Genomic DNA, 24509 nt, shown 5'->3' on the forward strand with positions numbered 1-24509 from the left:
ACTCCTTTCACAATAAAGGTAAATAAAGGTCTTGTGACATAAGGAATAAGCTAAAGAGAGCGATTCGCAAGTAACGCTCTCTTTTTGCTTGTACCGAAATAGTTAAAAACACTATTCATCAAAGTTATCAATAAACCCAAATTAAACAAAGTTCGCTGATACAAAGATATGCACTACTATGTAGTTTTATGGTTGATCATTTAGGGACATCTTATGGACTTTTCTCACAACGCTAAAACTCAAGATTACATCGCCCGCATTCGCGAATTTTTAGATACCCACGTTGCCCCTATCGAACAACAAGTATATGAAGAATTAGCCGAGTTAAACCCCACAAGTGACTGGACAAAGTGGAGAGTTCACCCTGAAATTGAACCGCTGAAAGAGAAGGCAAAAGCAGCTGGACTGTGGAATCTGTTTTTGCCCGATGCAGAATTAGGTCAAGGCCTAACAACATTAGAATACGCACCGCTCGCCGAAGAAACGGGCCGCTACATATTTGCTCCTGAAATATTCAATTGCAACGCACCCGATACAGGCAATATGGAAGTGCTTTATCACTTCGGTAATAAACAACAACAAGAGAAATGGCTAACACCTTTATTAACCGGTGAAATACGCTCTGTATTTGGTATGACTGAGCCCGACGTTGCCTCATCTGATGCAACTAATATGGCTGCAACTATCGAGCTGGATGGCGATGAACTCATTCTCAATGGTAAAAAATGGTGGACGACTGGATTAGGACATCCAAATGCAAAAGTGTGTATTTTCATGGGCTTATCCAACCCTGAAAATGACAGACACAGCCAACACAGCATGGTGCTTGTGCCTTTAGATACTGCCGGTATTGAAATTAAACGCATGTTGAGTGCCTATGGCGATTACGATGCGCCGTTTGGTCATGGTGAAATGCATTTTACGAATGTAAGAGTACCTAAAGAAAACCTGCTGGTTGGTATGGGTAAAGGTTTTGCCATTGCACAAGGTCGTTTAGGCCCAGGTCGTATTCATCATTGCATGCGCGCTATAGGTTCAGCAGAAAAGGCCTTAGAACTAGCGATTAAGCGTGGCTTATCTCGCGTAGCTTTCGGTTCACCTATCATCAATTTAGGTGGTAATGGCGAACGTATTGCTATGGCTCGAATGAAAATAGAACAAGCTCGCCTATTAACACTTCAAGCGGCATGGAAGATTGATAATTTAGGTGTGAAAAATGCGATGGTAGACATTTCAGCAATCAAAGTCATGATCCCACAAATGCTAGAAGAAGTGGTCGATATGGCGATTCAAATCCATGGTGGCGCAGGCATGTGTGAAGACTTCCCATTAGCTCGTTTCGCTGCGGGCGCTCGTTCTTTACGGCTAGCCGACGGCCCCGATGAAGTGCACATGAAAATGGTGACACGCTTAGAATTGAAGAAATATAAGTAATGACAAAGATAATAGATAAAGCAGGCAAGGTGCGCCCAGGCGAAGAGCTCCCGATAGCGCCTTTGCTTACATGGATAAATGCCAATATTCCTGAGTTACAAGGTACGCCTTCTGTAACGCAATATTCTGGCGGTGCGTCCAATTGGACCTATTGCCTTGAGTTTGAAAACAAGTCCGTGATTTTGCGTCGACCACCGGCTGGTACAAAAGCCAAAGGGGCTCACGATATGGGCCGCGAGTACCGCTTACAAAGCGCCCTGAAAAGCGTCTACCCAAAAGTACCCGACATGCTAGGTTACACCGATGACGAGTCAGTCATTGGCGCAGAGTTTTATATCATGCAGAAGCTCGACGGCATCATTCCCCGTCAGAACATGCCGCGAGATTTAGAAATAACTCCTGCAGATACGCGAAAACTCTGCGAAGCAGCCCTTGATGGCTTAATTGAGCTACACAATGTTGATTATAAAGCCGCTTGTTTAGAACATTTGGGTAAAGGCGAAGGCTATACTCAACGTCAAATTTCAGGCTGGACAGGACGCTTTCAAAAAGCCAAGACCTGGAATGTACCTAAAGGTAAGAAAGTCACCGATTGGTTAGCGAATAACATCCCGAGTGAAGAAAAAATATGTATCACGCATAATGATTATCGCTTTGATAATCTCGTGCTGAACGCGCAAAACCCACAAGAAATCATTGGCGTGCTCGATTGGGAATTAGCCACATTGGGTGACCCTTTAATGGATTTAGGCAACAGCCTTGCTTATTGGGTTCAAGCTGATGACGATTGGTTGGCAAGAAGCACTCGCCGCCAGCCAACGCACTTACCGGGTATGATGACACGTGAAGAAGTGATTCAGTATTACTGCGACAAACAAGGCTTGAAAACCGAGGACTTCGCGTTTTATGAAGTCTATGGATTGTTCCGCCTCGCCGCCATAGTGCAGCAAATTTATTATCGTTATCACCATAAACAAACACGCAATCCACAGTACAAAAACTTGTGGTTTTTCGTACACTACTTGCTGCATCGTTGCAGAAAAATCATCAATAAGAATAAATAGAGAAGTTTATGTCATCTACAATAAGACAAAATATTTTAATTACCGGTGCCAGCTCAGGTTTAGGCAAAGGCATGGCGATTCTCTTTGCAAAAATGGGACGCAACTTAGCATTGTGCGCCCGACGCGTTGAGAGATTAGAAGAACTCAAAAGCGAATTAGAGCAAATAAATCCAAACATTACCGTGCTTATCAAGTCCTTAGACGTGAATGATCATGAAGCTGTGTTCACAGTGTTCAACGAATTTAAACAAGAGTTAGGCTCACTCGACCGCGTTATCGTCAACGCAGGCATGGGCAAAGGCGCTTCCATTGGCACAGGCTATTTTAAAGCGAATAAAGAAACGGCTATTACTAACTTCGTATCCGCCATCGCACAATGTGAAGCGGCTGTAGAAATATTTAGAGCACAAAATTCAGGTCATCTCGTGACCATTTCATCCATTAGCGCAGTGCGCGGCTTCCGCCGAGCATTAACAGTTTATGCCGCAACTAAAGCCGCAATAACTTCGTTAAGCGAAGGTATTCGTATTGATTTAATGCGCACACCTATCAAAGTATCAACAGTTCACCCTGGTTTCATTCGCAGCGAAATTAATGAAAAGGTAGAGAAAGTCCCCTTCATGGTCGACACTGAAACGGGCTGCAAAGCCATCATCAAAGCCATTGAAAAGGAAGGTGGTAATAGCTACGTACCAAGCTGGCCCTGGGCAATACTAAACCGAGTTATGCGCATAGCGCCTTTATCATGGCTTGCGAAAATGAGCTAAATGCGAAATTTGCATTAAATTTGAATAAACGAGCCTTAGCTTTCTTTGAATATCTTGAAAGGTGTTCTGAGTATCTAAACTTTGAATGATGATTTTTAGATAACGAGCAATGAACAATAAGCTGAAAATTACGAACTGTGAATTGTGAACAATAACTAATTCACAAACAATAAACGTTGAACAATAGCGTTATTTAAAACAAACAAGTTGGAATGCCTTAAAAGAGTTAAGCTATAATGCCTTTTTTAGTATTCCCACTTGTCGCCAGTTTTTGAGAAACACGGAGTTCAGTCAAATAATGCGCTTATCAACCAGTTTTCATGTCACTTCTATTCTACTTTTTTCTTTTCTAAGCGCGCTCCCAAACACGGCAGGTGCAAGTGAAAACCTAAGCGAATTTAATCCTCAGCAAACCAAAGCAGTGATGGAGAAAGCACTAAAAGCTTTTCACACGCCCGGCATGTCAGTTGCTGTCGTGCATCAAGGCGAAACGGTGTTCCTTGAGAGTGTTGGTCAGCGCAATATAGAAAAGACGCTTAAGGTTAAGCCTGACACCTACTTTAGACTCGCATCCACCAGCAAAGCTTTTACCGCTGCAGCCTTAGGCATTCTAGTTGAGCAAGAGAAACTCGATTGGAAAGATAAGGTCACTGAATACTTACCTGAGTTTCAGATGCATGATCCGTGGGTCACCCGTGAATTCACTATTGAAGATCTGCTAGTTCATCACAGCGGCCTGACAGGTGGTGCTGGTGATAGCATGATCTGGCCCGAACCATCAGGTTTCTCTCGAGCTGAGGTAATTGCAAATCTGCGTTATTTAACTCCCGAATCAAGCTTCAGATCAAAATATGCGTACAGCAACGTTTTATACATCACCGCAGGCGAAATCATCGCTAAAGTATCTGGCATGTCATACGGTGACTTTGTAGAGCAAAATATTTTTAAGCCTTTAGATATGAATTGCTATGCCGGAGATGTACCGAAGAACAAGTTAAAGAACACGGCGATGAGTTACGCTCACAACGATGAACGTGGCATTTACGCTGTGCCTAGAAATAGCATTCAGGAAGAGCAACAAATGTCTGTTGCTGCTGGCGGAATCGTTTGTAACGCCACCAGCATGAGCAAGTGGGTTAAAGCCTTATTATCTCCCGAATCACTGCCATTTTCAGCGGATGTACTCAACACCATGTGGTCGCCAAAAACCATATTAGGCATCGCCGACCATGAAGAGGAATGGGACGGCACTTTATTTAAAACCTATGGCTATGGCTGGCGTATTGCTGACATGCTCGGCTACAAACTAATTTCGCACACTGGGACCTTGTCGGGCTATCAAGCCTATGTTGCTTTAATTCCTGAATTGGAGCTAGGTGTCGTTGTGCTGAACAACGGTTCAAACTATGGCGTTCGCTCCTCGGTAATGCAGCACATTCTAAAGTCATTCATTCCAAAAGATAGGCTACCAAAAGACTCGCCAAGCGATTGGGTTCAAGCATTTATTAAGTTTCAAGACGAACAAGAAGCTAAATATTTAGCGAACTACGAAGCCGTACCAGAACCAAACTTAGCGATGCAAGTGAGTCAGGAACAAATTATCGGAACTTATGAAGATACTTGGTTTGGTAAAATGATAATCACTGAAGAGAAATTGACAGGTAATGCACAAGGCGACACTGTACTTCGAATTGAATCTGAACGCATGCTCACTCTAAAAGGTACTGTAACACCTTATGCTACCAATCGATTTAAGGTGGAATGGGACAACAAAAACGCCGCTTCAGATGCATTCTTAATTATGGAAACAAATCTTAATAATGAAGTGACAGCAATGAAGATGCATCCTTTCGTTACCAAGGAAAAAGAGAGTCACGAATACCGCGATATGCACTTCATCAAACAGCAGTAACTTAGCAAAGCATAGGAAATTAGCTGGGCATAAGCACAAAGCGGCCCTAAAATATCACTACGAAGCAACGTCATTCCCAACTTGATTGGGAACCTCGAAAACAATTTAGAAAGCTTAAAACAGTACTTTTCAAAATGATATCACTTCGAAGACACGTCATTCCCAACTTGATTGGGAACCTCGCAAACCATCTAGAAAACTTAAAACCAGTACTTTTCAGAGTGATAAAATTGCTCTATTGTTAATTTCTAATTGAAAAGGAATTCAATCATGAAACAACCATTCGTTTACATAATCACCAACGATCGAAATACGACATTGTACATCGGTGTTACTAGTAATCTTGTTCAACGTATTTACCAGCATAAAAATAAGCTAATTGAAGGATTTAGTGCGAATTATAACCTACACAAACTGATCTATTTTGAACAATTTAACGATATGCATAACGCAATACTACGAGAAAAACGTTTGAAAAAGTGGAACAGAGATTGGAAAAACCAACTGATAAATGAATGTAATCCGTGCTGGATAGATCTTTACCCTTCATTGCTTTGCTAGGAAATAGTGCAAACTGTAGTTGTGGTTACGAGGTTCCCAATCAAGTTGGGAATGACGTTTCTTTGTACGTTCTGGTCGTGCCCTTCAATTTTAATCTGTTAGATGAAGTCTGAGCTAATGCAGCTTAAGAACCAGCTCTGCTATCAATCTTGCTTGTCCTCTTCAAACAATTGCTGAAGCTCTTCTCTGCTTTGTTTGGTCGACTTGATCATTTCATGAATTCCCATATCCCCCTTAATCACACGTTCAAGCATTTTTTGATCGTGCTCTGAGAAGATTGAAGCCATGCTATCTGCTTGCACTTGTGTGTAACCATAGGCTTTTAGTACCTCTTTAGAGGCCGACAGCGCACTATCGAACATCTCACGCACAAAGTAACTCACTCCCAATTTGGCGAGTTCTATCGCGTGCATACGATGTCTTGCTCTTGCAATAATCTTAACGTCGGGGAATTCATGCTGCACTACTTTAATCAGCTCAGTGATTTCTTCACTGTTATCGATGGCGACTAAGAGTACCCTTGCTTCCTCGATGCCCGCCTTCTTTAATAAATCGATACGGGTTGCATCACCAAAGTAAACCTTGTTACCAAATTGACGCACAAATTCAATGTGCTCAGCATCTTTGTCCATAGCCGTAAAAGCGATACCGTTGGCGGCAAGAATACGGCCGGTAATTTGACCAAATCGACCAAAGCCTGCAATGATCACTTTTGGCTCTGTAGAATCGTTGAAAGAGTCATATACTGCTGGGCAATTTTTGGATTTAAAGAAAAGGCTATGAAGGATAACGAATGGCGAAGTTAGAGCCATAGATATGCCAACCACGAGGTTGACTTGCCCCGCTATACTCGCATCCAATACGGAGTTTGATACTGCCAATGTCATTACAACGAAAGCAAATTCGCCGCCTTGCGACAACATCAGTGATACTCGAATAGAATCTGTCTTTGTTTGTTTCGTTGCTCGCAGAATGGAAAATATGATGATGCCTTTCACCACGACCAATAACAAACTCATACTGATGATAAAAACCGGCTCATCAAATAGAAGCTGAAGGTCAAGATTCATTCCAATTGCTATAAAAAACAAGCCTAATAACAAACCTTTAAAGGGTTCAATTTCTGTTTCTAATTGATGTTTAAAGCTACTGTTCGCTAGTAATATACCCGCAAGAAAAGCGCCCATGCCCATCGACAAACCCACTTGGTCCATTGCCAGTGCAGTCACTAATACAATAAATAACGCAGCTGCCGTCATCACTTCTGAGCTGCCATAGCGAGCGACGACTCTGAGTAAGGGGTTAACAAGGAAGCGCCCTACCAACAAAACACCAATAACTGCGCCTAAACTTACGTACCATGCAGGACCAATTTCCGTATGTACCGGCGCTAAGGCAGCAACAATAAGTAAGATTGGGATTACTGCCACGTCTTGCATCAACAGAATAGAAAAGCCTTGCTGCCCGGGTGGCGTTTGCAGGATTCGTTGTTCATTCATTAGCTGAATTGCAAATGCGGTAGAAGATAATGCTAAGCCCAAACCTATGACGATACTAGGAACGAATCCTAAGCCAAACACATAGTGGCAAAAGAATGCAATGACGGCTGCGGTGAACAGCAATTGAGAACCACCGCTAAATACAATCTGATTACGCATGCGCCATAGCGTTGCGGGTTCAAGCTCGAGGCCAATAACAAACAACAACAGTACAACGCCAAGTTCTGCGAAATGCAAAATAGTTGAAGGGTCGCTAACTAAATTAAAAACCGATGGCCCAATCACAACCCCTGCTATTAGATAACCCAAGATCGCTCCGAGCTTTAGCTTTTTAAATAAAGGAACAGCAACGAGTGTTGCCCCTAGAAATATAGCGGTTGAGCCAAGTAAGGCCATTTATTTTATCCTTAGTACATGATCGAGTGACAATTTACCCGCGCCCCAAACTGTTACGAGAAGCAACAATGCGCCCCAAAAAATATGTTCGTTTAGCGCCGCTGCCGGCATGTCTTCTAAGCTTATCACAGCAACGATGTTTACAATAAACAATCCTATTGCTGCTTTTCTACCCAGCACACCAACGACTAACATAATTGGCAATACAATTTCGCCAAAGGTCGCTAAATAAGCCGCTACTTCGAAGTTTAAGACAGGCACAGCGTATTCGTACTCAAATAACATCAGAGTAGAATCCCAGTCTCGAAGTTTTGTTAAGCCTGATTTGAAAAACACCCAGGCAACATAGAAGCGTGCCGCTAATAGTACGATAGGCTGGAGTAGATCGACTTTACTGAATATAGAATTGTAGAACGCAATGAGCTTTGCCATGGTGGTCTCTTTGTTGTGGTGAGTAGCTTTTAGGAACAATTTTTAGCTCGGCAATGCAACTCTGCGCATATAACACGTATTTATAATTGCTACTCTAACACTGCGTATCAAGCATTAAACAAGCAGCACTGTGTATACAGGACCGTCTATGCAGAAAATTATATTAAACACTGCGTCTGCAGCATTAGATATACGTCACAATGTATGCGTTGAACCGAACTAGTACTGACTAAGCTACTGCAAAAATTAGTTTATTTGATATCGCTTTCGTCAACCACTCCAAGAGGTCGAGTTGATGATCATCAATCGTTTCGATAACGGTATTTACAGAAGTACTAGCGTTGATTGCAGATATTACCTGTGCTTCTGCACTTGATATATATTCAAACTGCGCTTTATATTCTGGCCGCCACAAAACAATAGACCGTGGTGTTACTTTGTTTATTGCATCACTAGCCAATACCAGCGATATGTGGTCCTTTATCTCACTCAATAAGTTCTTGCGCGCCACAAGTCCCTCTTCTGACTGCAGAAAAGGATCGTGTATGACTTGATACAATTCGACAATAGGAAATAAGAACGGTAATACTTGCAAAGCAGGCGCTCCGACGAATTTCAAAGTAGCGGTATCTCCACTTTCTAATAAAGCAAAGCTTGCGCCTAAAAAGCGTCTATCCTCAGCGCGTTGTGCTTGATGGATAGCCCAATCAAGTATCGCCACTTCCCTTAAGAATGGATAGTCATTCAAAGCATCTTGCTGCCCTATGAAATCAGGTAATTCACATCCGTATTCTGCCCAGTCAAAACTTTGCTTAGGTACCTCATATAAGAACTTTTTAGCGAGAATCCGAAAGCTATCCTCACCTATGAAACCGACAACTGTAGGGAAGCTAATCGACAGCGCTCGTATGCCATTTTCGATGAAGTTATTGGAATAAACATTGAGGGCTATTAAACTTTGATTGTGGCTATTTTCAAGCTGCACACGAAATATGCTCGCTAAGAGTTGACGCTGATATGCAGGGCTGTCAGTTTTACTGTGCTGACTCATGAGCGCTCCGACAATTCAGCAGACTTAGCAAAAGATCTCGCTTTATTCGCTTCTTCTAGTAACACCGACCACTCAGGAATGTGAGTATCCCACTCAATTAAAGTGGGTGTGCCAGGAAATTTCTGTAGTGCATATTGATACAACTGCCAGCATTGTTCGGATACAGGTGCGCCATGATCGTCAATAATGAATTGAGCTGTATGACTCGTTTCTTCATTGCTGTTAAGTGGCTGCGTAAACCCAGCCAAGTGAATTTCACCTACCATATGCGTAGGTAATTCATCTAAACGTGTTTGAATAAGTGCAAGTGGATCAAGGGACTTTCTATTCAATTCATTGATAATCAGGTTATTTAAATCGAGTAATAGACCACAGCCCGCTGCGTCACACATGCTGACTAGAAACTGAAATTCAGTCATTTCATCTTTGCTGTGCGGGTCTAATTGACTAGGAGCAATGTAGGCCGACAAATTTTCGATTAACAAAGGTCGCTGTATGCTTTCCTGAACTTGCTGAATATGCGACACAATGGTGTTCAAAGATTCGGTATTGTATGCAATTGGGAGAAGATCGCCGCTGTGTAATATCTTGCCATTCACATTGGCTCGGTTGAAGCACAAATGTTCGGATACCAACATAGGCTGAGTGTCGTTCACTAACTGGGTGAATTTCTGCAAAATATCCTTCGGCACAGGCATTGATGAGCCTAAGCCCAAAGAAGTGCCATGCACGCTAAGTGGAAACTTCTGAGCGATATCTTGAATGAGAGATTGTGTTGCTCCGCCCGCCGCAAAAAAGTTTTCCGCGTGAACTTCTACAAAGTCGATTTGTGTCAGATTTTCCTCGGAGCCGCTTTGAGAACTATCTGATGAAGATAAGTCTGAAGCTAAAGCTTGGGAATAATGAGAATGACGAAGCCCAACGCCAATAGGGCAGCTGGGCTCCTGAATGAAGCTAGGCTTCTTTCTTAATTTACTAATCTTTCTTTTTACCTTGCATTTCTTTGAACATTTTTTTCGCTTCTTTGCGATCAAAACCACCAAGCTCTTTGCACGTACCGGCTGGTACTAAACGCCATTCACCAATATCATTATCTACTGTAGATTGGCCTGCGCAGCTGTGTGTTCCAGCTAAGTTTGCACAATCATTTTGACCAGCAGGTGAAACACCATAGCATTTCTCTTTCTTTTTCTTGTCACTCGCTTCTGCTGTATCGATAACGCCAGTTGTCATAATCGTTGCAAGTGCTGCTGAAATAGCTAAATTTGTTTTCATAGGTGAATCCTCGTTGTTTTCAAAAAGTGCCTGTATTCACAGGATAGTAATATAAACCGTTAAATGGAACATAAAATTTCATTCGGTAGTGAATTTCATGTAAATATCGCGTACTAAATATCGTTTACAAATAGCTTAAAATATCAATGAAACTGGAAGCCCTTATTTCTTAACTGGCGTATCTGCAATCACTTCCCAGTGGTTATTTGCTTCGATAATGAGCTCATCCTTTTCGCCTAACCAGCGCTTCTGAACTGTTTGATTTAGGTTAAGGTACAACTTATCATCGACAACTGCCCAAGCCTGCGGATCGATATCAAACTTATATTCCTTCGACACACCATAAGCGCAGTAACCACCATATTGTGGCGCGTATTTATCTGGCGCGCCTTGAAATAAAGATTGATGCTCGGCCGAACTAAAATAGTAAGTTGCGCCCATGTGCTCAGCCGTAAATTGTGAGCTCCCTAACACCGGTTTTTCCTCGGTAAAATAAGCGACAGGATCGTAGCCCTTTATCGCCAAACGACTTTGGTCCACGTTCACAGCATTAATGGACGATGAGACTTGACTCGGTATTAAGCCACAAGAGCTCAAAGCAAACGCAAAAATGAAAGCTAGGAACAGCCTTGAGCTAAAAAAGAGCCTTGAGCTAGAAAACAGCTTTGAGCTAGAAAAGAGCCTTGAACTCATTGAACGCCCTAAGCCATTAAAAGTCCTTGAGATAGAGGTTGAGGGAAACATAATAAATTCCTATAAAGTAAGAGTGTTTTAATCAAAGCCATAAACTTAGTCACCCTAAATCTACTTTTTCAAAAACACATTTAAACGCTTAGTTATTTCTTGTACTCGCTGCAGTCAAATGGCCATTCTAATATTGGCTCACGCCTTAGCGAGTTCAAATATAAGACCTAGGGGAAGAAAAAGTAATTTCACTGAAGCGTGAAAAAAATAAAGCGAAGCTTAATATTTCAAGCCAAATAGAAGTTCTGCTAAATCCGGTTGCCATTGAAATTCAGCTAGTTTTACTCGGTTATTCAATACTACAACGCCCTCTTCTTGCAGCAAGCCTGTTTGCAGAAGAGCTTGCTCACTGCCTTTGGGAAAGGCGATTTGACCGTTGGAGCGCAGCACTTTGTACCATGCTACCGTGCGCTCTTTGGGCACGAAGCCTAAGCTTTTACCTACTAGTCTCGCTCGCCCCGGCAGACCAGCGAGATCTGCAATCTGACCATAACTGACGACTTTGCCTACAGGAACTAGATCGATTGTGGCCCATATTTTTTCGTAAGCAGATTGGCTTGCTTTCACGTTACGGCTTGTTTTTGATTGAACTCAGGAAGTTTGTATTGCTCGGTTTGCATAATGACTTTCAATTTCTCAACACTATCGAAGAGCAGTTCGAAGCTTAAAAAGCTTGGAGAAAAACCAAAACGAAGTACATCTGGAGCTCTAAAATCGGCAATAACACCCTGAGCAATTAATGCTTGGCACAGCGCATATGCCTGCGGATGAGTATAAGCCAGCTGCGAGCCTCTATTCACAGGCGTTTCAGGTGATGCTAATTTGAGCTCTTTAAGCGAGCTTGATTGTGCCATCAAGCGCTGAAAAAAGTTTGTCATCGCAACTGACTTCTCTCTAATCTGCTGCATGTTCACATTTTCAAATATGTCTAATGCGGCATTCAACACCGACATTGAGATCACACTTGGTGTGCCGCTCAAGAATTTTTTAATACCCGGATCGGCTTTATAGTTAGGGTCGAAGGTAAACGGATTCGCATGCCCCATCCAGCCCGTAAGTGGTTGTGATATATGTGGAATATGTTTTTCTGCTGCATAAACAAATGCAGGTGCGCCAGGGCCACCGTTCAGGTATTTATAGCCACAACCTACTGCAAAGTCGACTTCACATTCATCCAATTCAAGTGGCACGGCACCGGCACTGTGAGCCAAATCCCAAAGCACCAACACACCTTTCTCATGCGCTAGTTTCGTTAACGTTTGCATATCGTGAATGAAGCCTGAGCGGAAGTTCACATGAGTTAACATCAGTACCGAGATTTCATGCCCTCTTGCTTCTAGCTGAGCTTCGATATCTTGAGCATCACAACTGAGTAATTGACAACGTTGTTCACCTAAAAATTGTTGTAAGCCTTCCACCATGTATAAGTCAGTTGGAAAGTTATCTTGCTGCGAGAGAACAATGTTTCGCTTAGATGAATTTAAGCTTAGTGCGCTTGCGAGTAACTTAAATAAATTCACTGAAATTGAGTCGCAGCAAATGACTTGCCCTTCTTTCGCACCTATTAACTTAGCAATTTTAGTTCCAACAATTGTAGGCAAATCAATCCAAGCGTGTTTGTTCCAACTCGTAATGAGGTCTTCTCCCCATTGTTTCTCAACCACGTCACGTGCTGCTTTTTTCGCACTTATTGGCAGCGGGCCCAGAGAGTTTCCATCTAAATAAATAATGCCCGATGGGATCTCAAACATCTCAATCAAGTGCGCTATTTCATCACTTTTGTCGAGTGCCTGAGCATCGTTTCTACTTAAGGTTTCATTCTGCATCGGGCTATTCATTTTATCTTGACTCATGTCTTGAGGTTTACCTTGTATCTGAGCTGCAGATGTATATTGAAAACATCTGCCTCTTCACTTTTATAATTGATTATTTTGATTTACGTTAATTATGCCATTTTACGGGAGCCAGTAAATCGCACGATAGTGAATTATTCGCATTGGCATAGCGATTCAAATCACATTTTAGTTTGCGCGTTCGCCTCTAACTGAGCCAACAAGTGTTTAAACGCATCACTACCAGGATGGATCCAATCAAAATGACCCACACCTTCAAGTTTTATTGTTTGTGCATTTTTATGAGAAGCTTGAGTCGGCGGAACAATACTATCCGCATCCCCTTGTAATAACTGGAACTTACCAAGCCTCTCACCACCAGCTTCAAAATTACTGGGTGTAGCCAAGTAATAGGCCGCGGCTTGTTCATTTGGCATGCCTCCCATAAAACTAGGTGTCGCAGACTGACAGCTATTTTTTCCATTTGCGTAGTCTACAACATTCACAATAGCAGCAAGGCCAATCACGTCTGCTCGCTTAACCGCGTTAGGCAAAATATCTGATAATTGTACACCGAGCATCGCCGCCAAATGCCCACCTGCGCTGTGCCCTAAAATGCTGATATGTTCTATATTCACACCATTATTTTGCAAGGAGCTAATTTTCTGTAAGCCAAGCTTGATGTCATCCATTGCCACCGGCCACTCGCCTCCGTTGCCTGCACGCCGATACTCGATTGACCACACATGATAACCCGCTTTAGACAGTCCCGTCGCAAAAGCGTAGGAGTGCGCCATGTCAAAAGCACTTAGCCAACAACCGCCATGCAAGAAGACAAGTACTCCTTTTGCTTTATCGCCTTCTGCTTTATTTTGAATGTTAGCTGGCCAATATGCCGCGTATTGATCGGGATGTTCGCTTGCATAGCTGTACTTTGCTTTCGGCTCTGAATATGGCAATTTGGCTACCAAACCGTAAGGCGTGTTCTTGGGTGCGCTTGGAAATTCAATCTCTAGAGCTGAATCTTCATTATCGTTTTGTGTATCGCTAGCCTTTGCATAGTGATTAGCAAAAATGAAAATCAAAGCAAGTAAACCGGTAAGAAACCATCTTTTACTTCCACTGGAAAATACATCTTCTCGCATCATTTTCTCAATCCTATTAATTGCTAACTAGCTAATTTTGAACAACAACTTTCATCTATCCTAACAGTTCAATCGATAATTTCTTATCACTTTTTTGCTATATTTTTCACTAGAACTTTTGCGACTTCGAAGCCTTATACCAACAATTATTTTTTGTATACTGTAAATATTAGCTTCACAGTGTATTATCAATAACTTATGTATTGTTCCTATTAGTATGTTTAGAAAAACATTAAGGCAATACAAGCATATGTTGAGGGAATGATATTGGACGAGCAAATCAAGCTACTTCGGGAAGAACTAGAATCGGTGCGTGAGCAATTCACCTTGAAAACGATGCTCTTGTCTCGAAAGATAGAACAGTTGGAAAAGCAACAAGCGAATGCTAACGCCGATATAACTCCCGCACTTCCGACTAATAATACTGCCAATCTTCAAACAGAATCGGCAAGTGCCCCAAAAGACATTGCTACGAAAAAACAAGCAAAGCCGGCCATGCTCGATATCTACTTTGCACACTTAATGTCAGTTATCTTTGAGTGGTTTAGCCCGCTTACAAAAATTTATGAAAGCTACAAAGCCCGCGGCATGCTGGGTATATTCTTCTTAACTATTGCCGGTGCTGGACTAGTGTTGGCTGGCTTCGGCTATTTAATGCAATTGCTTATTGATGAAATAGGCGCAGGAAGCAAATCCTTGCTAATGAGTGCAACTGCGATCAGTGTTATCGGCGGCGGTATCGGATTAAAGGTGAAAACAAAATTCAGCGAGTTTGCTAGTGCCATTGTGGCTTTAGGCTTGTTGCTCGGTTTTAGTACTATTTATTTTGTGGGAAGTGTCTATCAGCTCATCCCTGGCTTACCCGTTTTGCTCTTGTATGCAGCTACCGCTTTAGCCTGCCATTACCTTGCTTTATGGCTGGATACAAAAGTGATCGCCGTGCTCGGCATTGTTGGCATTACCGTGATGCCTTTGTTGACAGGTTCCACACTCATTGAACCTACTTATTATGTCGTCGCTCTATTATTTGTAAGCGCAAGCAGCTTGTATTTGGCCTATAAACACATCGGTCATTGGTTAGCCGATCTAACATTTGTGTTTACTTTCATTGCCTTGGGCTGGATTGATGCCGCCAATGCTGTCTTCATGTCGGCGTGGTTGATCAACGCATTCTATTTACTTTTTTCAGCTTATATTGCATTGAGCCTATTTCTTCATAAAACACCTACAAAGCGCTTTCTCGTTTTACAAGCCGCGGTCCTAGGCGGCACCTTAATGCTACTACTCCAAGGGCTTGATTATGCAAACTTCAGTGGCGGACTAAGCGCAGCATCGATGGCCAGCAGCATTAAGCTCCAATTACTCATCAACGCTGTAGCGGGCTGTATATTGGCTTTATTGTTCTTCAAAGTGAAGCATGAGCACATTGCTGTTATGGTGCTAGTTGCGGCGAGTTGGATAGTGTTAAGCATTGTCGCTTTCCTTGATGCAACATATTGGGGCATTGCCTGGGCGCTTGAAGCTCTGTTATTAATATTCATGAGTCGCCACTACAATTTACCGAGACTTATTCATCAAGGGCAAGGCTTAGCCATAATCGCATTAGGCTACTGTTTGTTTGCTATATTACCCTACTTCCCGCAACCTGCACTCACCAGTCAAGATGGTTGGGTCATTGTTGTGATGATTATGCTTTTGGTATCGGTTTGGCTACGAATTATCAAATCACGTGATAAGCAAAAAGTGATTTATAGCAACTATGTGCAAACCCTTGCGTATCCACTACTCATTATTGTCGAATCCGTTTTCTTGAGCATCATTGTGCTGTCTTGTGCTTATATTTGGTTGGGAGAATGGGCTGGTCTTACTGCCATTTTGATTCAAACGGCCTTATTATTCAGAGCCAAATTAGTGCAAGCATCACAAAATGACAAAACAGTACTCGAAGTTTTTGCCTGCGCCCTGATTTTATTCCCACTAGCCTATGCAGCGATGGGAAGTGCGGATGCCAACTCGATGCGTTTTTCTTTGTTACCGATGTATGCAAAAGCGTCATTAATTGTGGCATTTTTGCAGTTGTGGTTATGGTCGGCGTTCTATCGTAAATTTAACCCTGAAAGCCCACTGCGCACAGTTGCTGAAGTCACCAGAATTATATTCTATCTCCTGCTTCCGGTTATCTGGGTTCCGACCTCATATCGCCGTTTGGAAGAAGATATACTCTTGGTATTGTGGTTATCTCCAGCTATCGCAATTGTGCTTGCGTATTTAACCAAATCGAAGACCATACAATTGGAAAGCAAGCTCCTCTTTGCAGTATTAACCATTGCCTCTTTGTTCTTTATGGCTATTAACGACGGTCTCAGCGCAGTGATAGGAATTGCAGCATACATAGGCCTTGTTGCTTTGGCTTACTTCCTGAGCAAAAAGCAAAACGAAAATACAAACTATGGCTTCATCAGTAGTTGGGCCTTGAATACTATTGGCTTTATGTTTGCAATTGTCCTTGCTGAACAATTCAGTAGTATATTGTTAGCGTTGCTTGTTATTTGTGTTTACTCTATTGCCGTTCTATCTATTTCTCAACATACTTCTCAACGCTTTACGCTTTGCAAAAAGAACAAAGTATACCATTTGGTTTATTTAGCAATTGTATCGCTAGTTTCATGGCTGCTACTAATTAACAACGAACCAATACTATTTGTAGCGCCACCCGCAATAATCTTACTGAGCGCCTACATATTGAAAAAACGTAGCCTTCTTTCATTATTTGCAAAACAAAAAGAAGGCTCATACTTTATCGAACTGAGCATGCATAGTTATTTACTCATAACTTACGTATTAAGTTGTTTAGCCCTTAGCTACTACAATGCAACTCTAGCGATTGCGCCATTGCTAGCAGTACATGGCGCAAGCATCCTATTTACAACGAGTAGAACGAAAACTACAGTAAGATATAGTTTTGCGCTAATCTTATTAGGGATAGGTAAGTTGGCGTTAATTGACGCTGCTAATGTCGTTTTATGGCAAAAAGTGATGCTATTTATTGGTATTGGTGTGTTTATACTGTTTGCTAGTTTTTGGTATCAGAAGCTAGGTGCGAAGGATGCTAGCTCGATAGCTAATGCAGACAGTTAGCCTCTCTCGACATTGCGAGCCCCACACAGTTATTGCTAGCCCCTGCACTGTCATTGCTAGCCCCTGCACTGTCATTGCTAGCCCCTGCACTGTCATTGCTAGCCCCTGCACTGTCATTGCTAGCCCCTGCACTGTCATTGCTAGCTTTTCCCCGTCATTACTGCGAAGGCAGTAATCTCCCAAAATTACAAATTGTGTAAGAACTAAAATACGTGGTTTGTACGATTGAAGAAGTGGCATCGTGGTTGTGTTTTGGAGGTTCCTTCCTTCGAAGGAATGACGGTGGGTTGAAGCAACGACGGTGGAGTGAAGGAATGACGGTGGGGTTTAGTTAGTTATGCTTTTCAGTAACTAGTTTCTGTTTGTGCTTTGTTTTTAGACGCGACAGCTAGCGTATCCACGATTGTTGCTAGACGCTTTTCCACAGACCCGTTCAAAACAGTATATTCAATGCCTCTTCGGTTTAATTCATTAGTGATAAACACTTGGAACTCTTTATGTTTCACGTCTCCTGAACGTTCCCATGTGTCTTCAAATGGGATGTCGTCAGCGCAAAGGAACACATGTTGATAACGTTCTTTGCTTTTATCTGCTAATGCACAAAGTTCTGGTAGCGCTGAATCATGATAATCGAGGGCGAAGTGCCAGGTGGTTAATGCATTGGTATCCACGAAAAGGTATTTATTAGCCTTTGGCAAAGTGCGCTCTTCTATCGCGATATGTTCCTCGGCAATATATAAGAGTTGCTCAGGTGTTAAGCGACGATCGGTTTGGTTTTGTTCCCAATAAGTGCGCCCAAATTCATCGACGTGAACCGTATTGAAATAGCTTGCAGCAGCCTGACAAATAGTTGACTTACCCGTTGATGGCGCTCCCATAAATACTACTTTTTCAATGGTATCCATTTGACCGTTTTTTAAGTCTTTCGTATCTGTCGATAAAGGACCTGTCGATAAAGGTTTTGTCGATAAAAGTTCTTTCACTAATTCGTTCACTTAAATTCTTTTTTCCATGAGTAATAACCAACAATTGCCATAACTAAAAAGCACAGGTATAAAATGACTGTCGGATAGAGTTCTTTTTGAAAGTAAACCACAATTGCAACAAGGTCGACAGCAATCCAAAACAACCAATTCACAATGTATCTGCGTGTCATCAACACAAATGCGACTAAGCTCGCACAAGTTGTAAAAGCATCAGCATAAGCAAAACTAGCATCTGTATTCTGCTGCATAAAGGTACCTAACAATGTCGCGGATAACAACACGATTAGGACATACATACCTAGTTTTCTGTAATTCATTTGCAACACGTTTACTGTCGTATTGCCGGATAGGTTCCTTGACCAATTCCACCAACCATAAACTTGCAGAACCATATAAACCACGTGCAAGCCCACATCTGAATATAACTTTGCTTGATAAAACACCCACACATACAAAGTGACTTGAACAAAGCCAAAAGCAAAGTTCCAAATGTTTCCTTTTATCAATAAAAAGACACAAATAAAGCCACAAACAGCAGCGGTAACTTCAATCGCGTTTGTGCCTAAAAAGCCACTAATGAATTCAGAAAGCGTCATGCAAGCTTACTTTGTTTGAACTTGTATCGTAGTTTTGTGAAACGAACTCGTAGCTTTAGCTTTATCTTCGCTTAAATTCAAATAGAACAAGTCGCCGTAATCATTCTCAGTCATGGATATTTGTGGTCCACCAAGCAGCTTCAGTAATTCAGGGGTAGTGTTGCTGTGGCCAACAACTAATATGTCCCCTTGACTCGTCGCTGAAATTGCCTGCAACTGCATAGCGAAGGCTTCCAACTTACTTGGATCATAAGAGTTCACTCGCAAACCTAGCTTATCAGCTATTGGCTTTACACTCTGCTGAGTTCTTTTGTAGTCTGTTGAATATATAGCGATGATATTTGCATCTGATAAATACTTAGCTAACGATTGCGCTCTCATTTCGCCCTGAGTGGTCAATTCTGGATCTTTAGAATAAGTAGCTTGACTATCAGCCACTTGCTTTTCAAAGTGTCTCAGTAAATAAACTCGATTAACGATGGACTCTGGTTTGATTTCGCCTGAAATTCTAGACGCGATATCGTTCACGATCCGAGGGGAGCTTTCTTGCGCATGAGCATTTGCTGAAAACAGGGTTAAGCTCAAACAAGTGCTTAAAATGAGAAATGCGAATTTGCGTAAATACTTAGTGTTCATGTAAAAAATACCACTCAAAAGTTATGTAGTGAAATTGCATAATGATCTGGTGAAACCTTACAAGTAAAGCCAATGCCTGCAAGCCTTACCAAAGAAAAAACGCATTTAGTTAATAAATGCGTTTTCTATAACCTGTGCTTAAGTTCGCTAGACAAAAATACGAATAGTGCTGTCCAACGCTTAGTTGTTTATATAAAGTTAGAAAGGCTTTCAGTTAATACTTTTCTTGCTTCCTGACCCTGTGGCGTATTTAAGTAAGCTTGTGCTTGTTCGATGAAGCCAGTGATCATTTCTGGTGATAGTCCCAAAGCTTCGAATTGCTTCTTCATATCGTTCAAACCTTTCAATGTATCGTTGTATTCTGCAGCTTTGCTTAACAGTCCAGCCATGCCACCTTCTTCACTGCTAATTGCAGGAACTGCGCTAAGAACTTGGTCAATACCTGGAAGCGTTGAGGACAACTGAGAAAATTTATCACTAGAAACATTATCTTTAACATAGCTCATAATTGAGCCTAGACCACCTTCGGCTTGACTTGAGCTAACACCTAAGTTTTGCGTGATGGCGCTGATCATGCCATCCATGCTCGGTGACGCTTCAGCTACTGCAGCAACTTCTTCGGTTTTATCGCCTAAACCAATCATGTTTTTAAAAGAATCAAACCAACCTTCATCAGCATGCGAAGCGGTAGAGAAAGTCAATGTCGACACGAGTATTAGGGTTGCGATGTTTTTCATGAAAGTTCCTTTAAAATGTAATTTTTTCTGAGCCGTAAAGTTTAGTGTAAGTCTCACAAGTTTAGTGCAAGTTACCGAGATGAGAGCTATAAATCATTATCAATAAGCCATTTTGAGTAACACGAGTAAACAAGGGCTCTAGCTTCCTACTGCGTATTATATGGTAAATTAGAGTTTGACGGTATTCTTAATTAAACAAGTGCATTGCTTTGAGGGTTTTATCTGAAAAGAGCAAACTAAACTCAATTTCTCTTTTAAGTTTACAGCGAACTCGGCATACTGCTAATGCATGGAATTATTTGAGTTAAGGGCTTCGTTTATTATTACTTCCAACATTATTCGTCTGAAAAACCCAGCATTAGAATCAAAAACGCAAGTGACAAGCGAGATAAGCGCTACTTATGCAAAGCGAGCTGCGTATGGTAAGCGAGCCGCGCGCATTGGTATCATGATCACATTGGTCCTTTTGTGGCATAGCAATACATATGCAGAGACCAGTGCGCGCGCCGACAACATTGAGCTTGCAGACAGCCTTGAGCAAAAAGACAGCCGCGAGCAAAAAGAGCCTAAGAAAGCATCTTTAGCAATATTACCTAGAGTCGAAACAAAGCCCTGTGTTTTCCTCCAACAATACCCGAAGTATGACGCCAAATGCGGCACACTATTCGTCAAAGAAAATCCGAACTCCTCAAATACTGTTCAAAACCCTGCCCGAGTTGCATCTATTCCTATCATGATTTTTCAGCCTGAAGGTGAAGTGAGTGGTGAGCCGGTTGTCATTACTGGTGGCGGAGGCCCTGGCAGTGCAATTTATATTATGAATGATTTCGATGGCGACCCATCTATGTTTTACTCAGGCATAGAAGAGACGACTCTGAAGGCGGGCCGCCCACTCATTCTGATGGAAATGCGCGGTTCTGGCTTATCTGTTGCCAACTTAGATTGTCCAGCAATTACTCAGCTTGAAATAGATATGCTCAGCACATATCCCTATAAATGGGACAACAAAAAATACCTCCACACCGTTACTAATTGTGCGAATCGAAAAAAGTTATCGGGAATTGATGCTAACTTTTATAACACCGACTACGCCGTGCAGGATATTGATAAACTGCGCGAGTTACTCGGCTTCGAGAAATGGCATTTGCTTGGCATATCGCATGGTACACGAATCGCATTACGTTATGCTCAACTTTATCCGCAGCGCGCTTCCTCATTGATTTTAGATAGTCTCTACCCCTTTGAGGTTGATTCCTACCAAGATATCGCACAGTACAACGCTAGTGTGATCAATCAACCGTTTGTCTTATGCGATGCTGACCCAAAGTGTAAGCTTGAGAATGGACAAGCATCAATTACATTATTCGAAGCATTAATGGCACAATTGAGACTAGATCCCCCAACACTCGATGTTGAGTATTACGATGAAAATTGGACGATTGGGCAGAAGAAAATAAAAGTTTCACCCGAGCTAGTCGCTTATACCCTGTTGAATAACAGCTATGAGACCGAAGCAATAGTCACTTTCCCTCAAATCATCAAAGACGCTTTAAACAAAGACTACGCGAAGCTGAGCAAGTTAATCAGTGAAACCATCGACCTACTTAACTACACATGGTTTTCCGAAGGTGCTTACTCAAGCTATGCCTGCTATGAGGAAATTCCCTTTTCCAACTATGCACTCGCTATAGAAAACGCAAAAAAATACAAAACGCCTTACTGGGACGACGTCGACACTATCAATCTCGATCGAGAGCTTTGTAAAATTTGGAATATTAAACCTGCAGTGAACGACATAAAAAGTTTTGATTACAACCAATTGAATTTGCCAATATTAATTCTAGCTGGCGATCTCGACCCTTTCACTCCAGCTATTTGGTCGGTTAATTTTCACTCAAAACTGCCGATGCGAAACAAAACGCAACATTTGCGTATTTGGCCTTTAAAGTCACACAATCTAGTTTACGATGACAAATGCGTTGAAGCAGTCATGACCTCATTTTTAAACGCCCCTGAGAATACTATTGATAACGAATGCGCCATAAAGGACGTTAGTGAACTCGAAGTTGAACACTCAATTGAAAGTGAATCACTTGGTGACACATCGGATGAAAAACCTTCTACGCAACTTGAATAATATTATGCGCAGTGAAGGAGTACGCTGTTTTAAATTCGTACTTATGAATTGATTTAGCTAAATTTAATTTACTACTGCGCAAAATAACCATTACAATCAAGCACTCAGATATTGATCTGGCAATGCAACTGACATAATTACTCATTAAGAAGGGATACTAGATGGCTTATGATTTTGGCTCACAAACCTTAGGGATTAAAAACCCATTTAAAAAAGAAGGTTTATTTAAGGCCTTAGCCGGCGTACTGGTTGCACTACTTGGCGTATTTACGCTAATTCAAGTAGCTACCGAACTAAAGGAAGATAAGATTGTAGGTTGGGCCTACGTAATCATTGGTTTCTACCTGCTGATTAGCGGAATCCGACATACGAGCATAGGATTCATCCAGTTATTTCGTTACTTCGTTGGACGCTCAGTTCCTACTTCATTGGCGGCAAACAAATCATCCTCTGAGCAAGATTCAGCCAAATACGAAGCTAGCGCGCTCCAGTACGATGCAAAAACGCTGCATTCAATGATGATGGGTCGTAAGAACACTACCTTTGTAGAGCCTGTTGGATTCTTAGGCCGCTTTGTTCACAGCATTTTCCCAAAACTGACCTTTCTGCCTCACCCGTTACGCATGATGGCGCAAGAAATTGCAGGCATGGTCATTAATTATTTAACTGGCATCATTTCATTCTTAATCGTCTTCTTCATTGTCACCGCAGGTTTAGCGGGTGAAACAGCTGAACTATTCGCGATGCCGATTATGGGCGCACTACTCCTATTATATTTGGTTACCTCTTGGTCAGCCGCTGCTCGCGCTATTCAAAGAACCGGCTCAAGTGTGTTAAAAGGTAGTGGTGGAGCTTCTTTTGGAGTCATTATCGCTGTATCTATATTAGTGCCGATTGTTGCAGGTGTGTATCTTGACGAGTGGGTCGTGATTTCAGATGGTACCAAAGAAATCTTTACTGACGCATCAGGTATTTTTAGTGCTTGGGCTAACTTGGGCTTACTCACTATCGCTACCTTGGTAGTGTTAGCAGCGGTATTACCTTTGCTGTTTGCGCGCATGGCAATGGCCTCTCCACAAACTGAAGTGAGCGAATACCGAGAGAATATGCAGGAATCGGTTCATCCTAACGAAGTTTTCATCAATATAGAAAACATCGTACTAGCTAACCGCCGCTACAAAGAAATGCCTAACCGTATTTATCGTGAATTCGATCCTAAATTAGTAGAACAGTCGGATGGCAAAGGCAGCTTCAACGGGCAACTTTTGATAGAAACTCAGCCAGCACTTGCTGAAGAAGAGAACAATACCGCGCAAGATACTAAGAAAACAGTTTTATCCACGATCAGCCAAATCGCTTTTGTTGTAAGTGCAATTTCATTTTACTACTTAGGTCAAAACGCGATTTCAATTATTGGTGCTTTCGATGCTTGGAAGTCAGCAGGTAATAGTGGCAGTTCATATGAAGAATTGACCTTCCTATTACAAGCGGTCAGTTCTGCGATGTTCACTTTGTTTGCATGGCTCACATTCAAAAGCGCCGCCAAGATTCTTGATGCTGCGTCTCATCTATTTTGGGGTGAAATGCACTTTACTTCACTGCTAATGTATTTGAATACCGAAGGCACTTACACAGAATCAAAGCTATCCACCGGCATGTCGATTCATGACAGTACGCGCTCTGAAAATACAGTGGTGCGTTCAAGTATCACACCTTGGATAATCACAACTCGCATCAAAACATCGATCTTTGCAACGAGCGGGATGAAAAACCTTGAGCAGCCACGCTACATTATGTCTATGGCCAAAAACGACGTTGAGCTTGGTAGCATTGTTGCTGAAATTAAAAACTTCTTAAAAGAAAGAGAAGCGATTGCTGCAATTACAAACGAGCGTGATTTATCGAATGCCAGTCAAATTCACCAGATCAATCAGCAATCTCGTGCCTTTGAAACGGATGTAAATAGCGATGCAAAACTAGGCTTAAAAGAAGATGAACAGGCCGCTGGCTATTTGCGGAACGAAGCTGAGCAAGCCCCTGACGAGAAAGGCGAAGATAAATAATTATATATTCAAACTAAATATCGAATATTTTCAGCGGGATATTGAGAAGCCATAATATTCCGCTTTTGTTTCATTAATTTAGTCGCATAATGACTGTATTATCC

Annotated in this window: 21 protein-coding genes; 8 read left to right on the forward strand and 13 right to left on the reverse strand. The window is 42.0% G+C overall.

All coding sequences use genetic code 11. From position 1 onward, the window contains the following. The first annotated feature begins 213 nt into the window (after window positions 1-213). From ACKLNX_RS08555 to ACKLNX_RS08575, 5 genes are all read left to right on the forward strand, one after another. Entirely contained in the window at window positions 214-1434 is a 1221-nt protein-coding gene (locus tag ACKLNX_RS08555; protein WP_412972025.1) for an acyl-CoA dehydrogenase family protein, read from the forward strand. Beyond that, entirely contained in the window at window positions 1434-2498 is a 1065-nt protein-coding gene (locus ACKLNX_RS08560; protein ID WP_412972026.1) for a phosphotransferase family protein, read from the forward strand. The genes ACKLNX_RS08555 and ACKLNX_RS08560 overlap by 1 nt, the downstream gene beginning before the upstream one ends. A gap of 8 nt (window positions 2499-2506) precedes the next feature. Further along, window positions 2507-3265 carry an SDR family oxidoreductase gene (locus ACKLNX_RS08565; RefSeq protein ID WP_412972027.1) on the forward strand — a complete coding sequence of 253 codons (759 nt, stop codon included), beginning with the start codon at window positions 2507-2509 and terminating at the stop codon, window positions 3263-3265. A 298-nt stretch (window positions 3266-3563) separates the two neighbouring features. Beyond that, on the forward strand, window positions 3564-5177 hold the full coding sequence (locus tag ACKLNX_RS08570) for a serine hydrolase (RefSeq protein WP_412972028.1): 1614 nt from the start codon (window positions 3564-3566) through the stop codon (window positions 5175-5177). 270 nt (window positions 5178-5447) lie between these two features. Continuing rightward, window positions 5448-5738: a GIY-YIG nuclease family protein gene (locus ACKLNX_RS08575; protein WP_411693026.1), complete on the forward strand. Its 291-nt coding sequence runs from the start codon at window positions 5448-5450 to the stop codon at window positions 5736-5738. 143 nt (window positions 5739-5881) lie between these two features. On the opposite strand, the gene ACKLNX_RS08580 is transcribed toward ACKLNX_RS08575, so the two are convergent. The 9 genes from ACKLNX_RS08580 to ACKLNX_RS08620 form a co-directional block, all read right to left on the reverse strand. Then, window positions 5882-7633 carry a monovalent cation:proton antiporter-2 (CPA2) family protein gene (locus ACKLNX_RS08580; RefSeq protein WP_412972029.1) on the reverse strand — a complete coding sequence of 584 codons (1752 nt, stop codon included), beginning with the start codon at window positions 7631-7633 and terminating at the stop codon, window positions 5882-5884. After that, on the reverse strand, window positions 7634-8065 hold the full coding sequence (locus ACKLNX_RS08585; RefSeq protein ID WP_412972030.1) for a DoxX family protein: 432 nt from the start codon (window positions 8063-8065) through the stop codon (window positions 7634-7636). A 229-nt stretch (window positions 8066-8294) separates the two neighbouring features. Beyond that, window positions 8295-9116, reverse strand: coding sequence for a putative DNA-binding domain-containing protein (locus tag ACKLNX_RS08590; protein WP_412972031.1), 822 nt, complete (start codon window positions 9114-9116; stop codon window positions 8295-8297). Then, a complete protein-coding gene (locus tag ACKLNX_RS08595) occupies window positions 9113-10156 on the reverse strand; it encodes a DUF692 domain-containing protein (RefSeq protein WP_412972032.1) in 1044 nt (347 codons plus the stop codon). Before ACKLNX_RS08595 ends, ACKLNX_RS08590 begins: the two co-directional genes overlap by 4 nt. Then, window positions 10092-10391, reverse strand: coding sequence for a DUF2282 domain-containing protein (locus ACKLNX_RS08600; RefSeq protein ID WP_412972033.1), 300 nt, complete (start codon window positions 10389-10391; stop codon window positions 10092-10094). The genes ACKLNX_RS08595 and ACKLNX_RS08600 overlap by 65 nt, the downstream gene beginning before the upstream one ends. Before the next feature lie 162 nt (window positions 10392-10553). Then, window positions 10554-11135, reverse strand: a complete 582-nt coding sequence (locus ACKLNX_RS08605) for a YHS domain-containing (seleno)protein (RefSeq protein WP_412972034.1) — start codon at window positions 11133-11135, stop codon at window positions 10554-10556. Window positions 11136-11354: 219 nt separating this feature from the next. Then, window positions 11355-11702, reverse strand: a complete 348-nt coding sequence (locus ACKLNX_RS08610) for an MGMT family protein (protein WP_412972035.1) — start codon at window positions 11700-11702, stop codon at window positions 11355-11357. After that, entirely contained in the window at window positions 11699-12961 is a 1263-nt protein-coding gene (gene kynU / locus ACKLNX_RS08615; protein WP_412972072.1) for a kynureninase, read from the reverse strand. The genes ACKLNX_RS08610 and kynU overlap by 4 nt, the downstream gene beginning before the upstream one ends. A gap of 188 nt (window positions 12962-13149) precedes the next feature. Then, window positions 13150-14115, reverse strand: a complete 966-nt coding sequence (locus tag ACKLNX_RS08620; RefSeq protein ID WP_412972036.1) for an alpha/beta hydrolase — start codon at window positions 14113-14115, stop codon at window positions 13150-13152. A gap of 264 nt (window positions 14116-14379) precedes the next feature. Here ACKLNX_RS08620 and ACKLNX_RS08625 point away from each other — a divergent pair, with 264 nt between their 5' ends. Continuing rightward, window positions 14380-17250, forward strand: coding sequence for a DUF2339 domain-containing protein (locus tag ACKLNX_RS08625; protein WP_412972037.1), 2871 nt, complete (start codon window positions 14380-14382; stop codon window positions 17248-17250). 344 nt (window positions 17251-17594) lie between these two features. Here ACKLNX_RS08625 and ACKLNX_RS08630 read toward each other — a convergent pair whose 3' ends face one another. The 4 genes from ACKLNX_RS08630 to ACKLNX_RS08645 form a co-directional block, all read right to left on the reverse strand. Beyond that, window positions 17595-18245 (reverse strand): AAA family ATPase, encoded by a 651-nt coding sequence (locus tag ACKLNX_RS08630; protein ID WP_412972038.1) that lies wholly within the window; start codon window positions 18243-18245, stop codon window positions 17595-17597. Next, entirely contained in the window at window positions 18242-18832 is a 591-nt protein-coding gene (gene pnuC, locus ACKLNX_RS08635; protein WP_411693037.1) for a nicotinamide riboside transporter PnuC, read from the reverse strand. The genes ACKLNX_RS08630 and pnuC overlap by 4 nt, the downstream gene beginning before the upstream one ends. Before the next feature lie 6 nt (window positions 18833-18838). Beyond that, window positions 18839-19468: a histidine phosphatase family protein gene (locus ACKLNX_RS08640; RefSeq protein ID WP_411693038.1), complete on the reverse strand. Its 630-nt coding sequence runs from the start codon at window positions 19466-19468 to the stop codon at window positions 18839-18841. 188 nt (window positions 19469-19656) lie between these two features. Further along, window positions 19657-20205 (reverse strand): DUF2780 domain-containing protein, encoded by a 549-nt coding sequence (locus ACKLNX_RS08645; protein WP_412972039.1) that lies wholly within the window; start codon window positions 20203-20205, stop codon window positions 19657-19659. Between the two features lie 289 nt (window positions 20206-20494). Here ACKLNX_RS08645 and ACKLNX_RS08650 point away from each other — a divergent pair, with 289 nt between their 5' ends. Continuing rightward, on the forward strand, window positions 20495-22342 hold the full coding sequence (locus tag ACKLNX_RS08650) for an alpha/beta fold hydrolase (RefSeq protein ID WP_412972040.1): 1848 nt from the start codon (window positions 20495-20497) through the stop codon (window positions 22340-22342). 161 nt (window positions 22343-22503) lie between these two features. Further along, a complete protein-coding gene (locus tag ACKLNX_RS08655; RefSeq protein ID WP_411693041.1) occupies window positions 22504-24405 on the forward strand; it encodes a hypothetical protein in 1902 nt (633 codons plus the stop codon). Window positions 24406-24509 lie beyond the last annotated feature (104 nt).

The organism is Glaciecola sp. MF2-115 (assembly GCF_047250385.1).
Classification (GTDB): domain Bacteria; phylum Pseudomonadota; class Gammaproteobacteria; order Enterobacterales; family Alteromonadaceae; genus Glaciecola.

What these genes read in the sequence shown, in the direction of transcription:
- pnuC (WP_411693037.1), bottom strand. Translation starts at nt 18,832, where the DNA reads ATGACGCTTTCTGAATTCATTAGTGGCTTTTTAGGCACAAACGCGATT.
- ACKLNX_RS08585 (WP_412972030.1), bottom strand. Translation starts at nt 8,065, where the DNA reads ATGGCAAAGCTCATTGCGTTCTACAATTCTATATTCAGTAAAGTCGAT.
- ACKLNX_RS08650 (WP_412972040.1), top strand. Translation starts at nt 20,495, where the DNA reads ATGGAATTATTTGAGTTAAGGGCTTCGTTTATTATTACTTCCAACATT.
- ACKLNX_RS08600 (WP_412972033.1), bottom strand. Translation starts at nt 10,391, where the DNA reads ATGAAAACAAATTTAGCTATTTCAGCAGCACTTGCAACGATTATGACA.
- ACKLNX_RS08620 (WP_412972036.1), bottom strand. Translation starts at nt 14,115, where the DNA reads ATGATGCGAGAAGATGTATTTTCCAGTGGAAGTAAAAGATGGTTTCTT.
- ACKLNX_RS08565 (WP_412972027.1), top strand. Translation starts at nt 2,507, where the DNA reads ATGTCATCTACAATAAGACAAAATATTTTAATTACCGGTGCCAGCTCA.
- ACKLNX_RS08605 (WP_412972034.1), bottom strand. Translation starts at nt 11,135, where the DNA reads ATGTTTCCCTCAACCTCTATCTCAAGGACTTTTAATGGCTTAGGGCGT.
- ACKLNX_RS08645 (WP_412972039.1), bottom strand. Translation starts at nt 20,205, where the DNA reads ATGAAAAACATCGCAACCCTAATACTCGTGTCGACATTGACTTTCTCT.
- ACKLNX_RS08555 (WP_412972025.1), top strand. Translation starts at nt 214, where the DNA reads ATGGACTTTTCTCACAACGCTAAAACTCAAGATTACATCGCCCGCATT.
- ACKLNX_RS08560 (WP_412972026.1), top strand. Translation starts at nt 1,434, where the DNA reads ATGACAAAGATAATAGATAAAGCAGGCAAGGTGCGCCCAGGCGAAGAG.
- kynU (WP_412972072.1), bottom strand. Translation starts at nt 12,961, where the DNA reads ATGCAGAATGAAACCTTAAGTAGAAACGATGCTCAGGCACTCGACAAA.
- ACKLNX_RS08640 (WP_411693038.1), bottom strand. Translation starts at nt 19,468, where the DNA reads ATGAACACTAAGTATTTACGCAAATTCGCATTTCTCATTTTAAGCACT.
- ACKLNX_RS08575 (WP_411693026.1), top strand. Translation starts at nt 5,448, where the DNA reads ATGAAACAACCATTCGTTTACATAATCACCAACGATCGAAATACGACA.
- ACKLNX_RS08590 (WP_412972031.1), bottom strand. Translation starts at nt 9,116, where the DNA reads ATGAGTCAGCACAGTAAAACTGACAGCCCTGCATATCAGCGTCAACTC.
- ACKLNX_RS08580 (WP_412972029.1), bottom strand. Translation starts at nt 7,633, where the DNA reads ATGGCCTTACTTGGCTCAACCGCTATATTTCTAGGGGCAACACTCGTT.
- ACKLNX_RS08570 (WP_412972028.1), top strand. Translation starts at nt 3,564, where the DNA reads ATGCGCTTATCAACCAGTTTTCATGTCACTTCTATTCTACTTTTTTCT.
- ACKLNX_RS08655 (WP_411693041.1), top strand. Translation starts at nt 22,504, where the DNA reads ATGGCTTATGATTTTGGCTCACAAACCTTAGGGATTAAAAACCCATTT.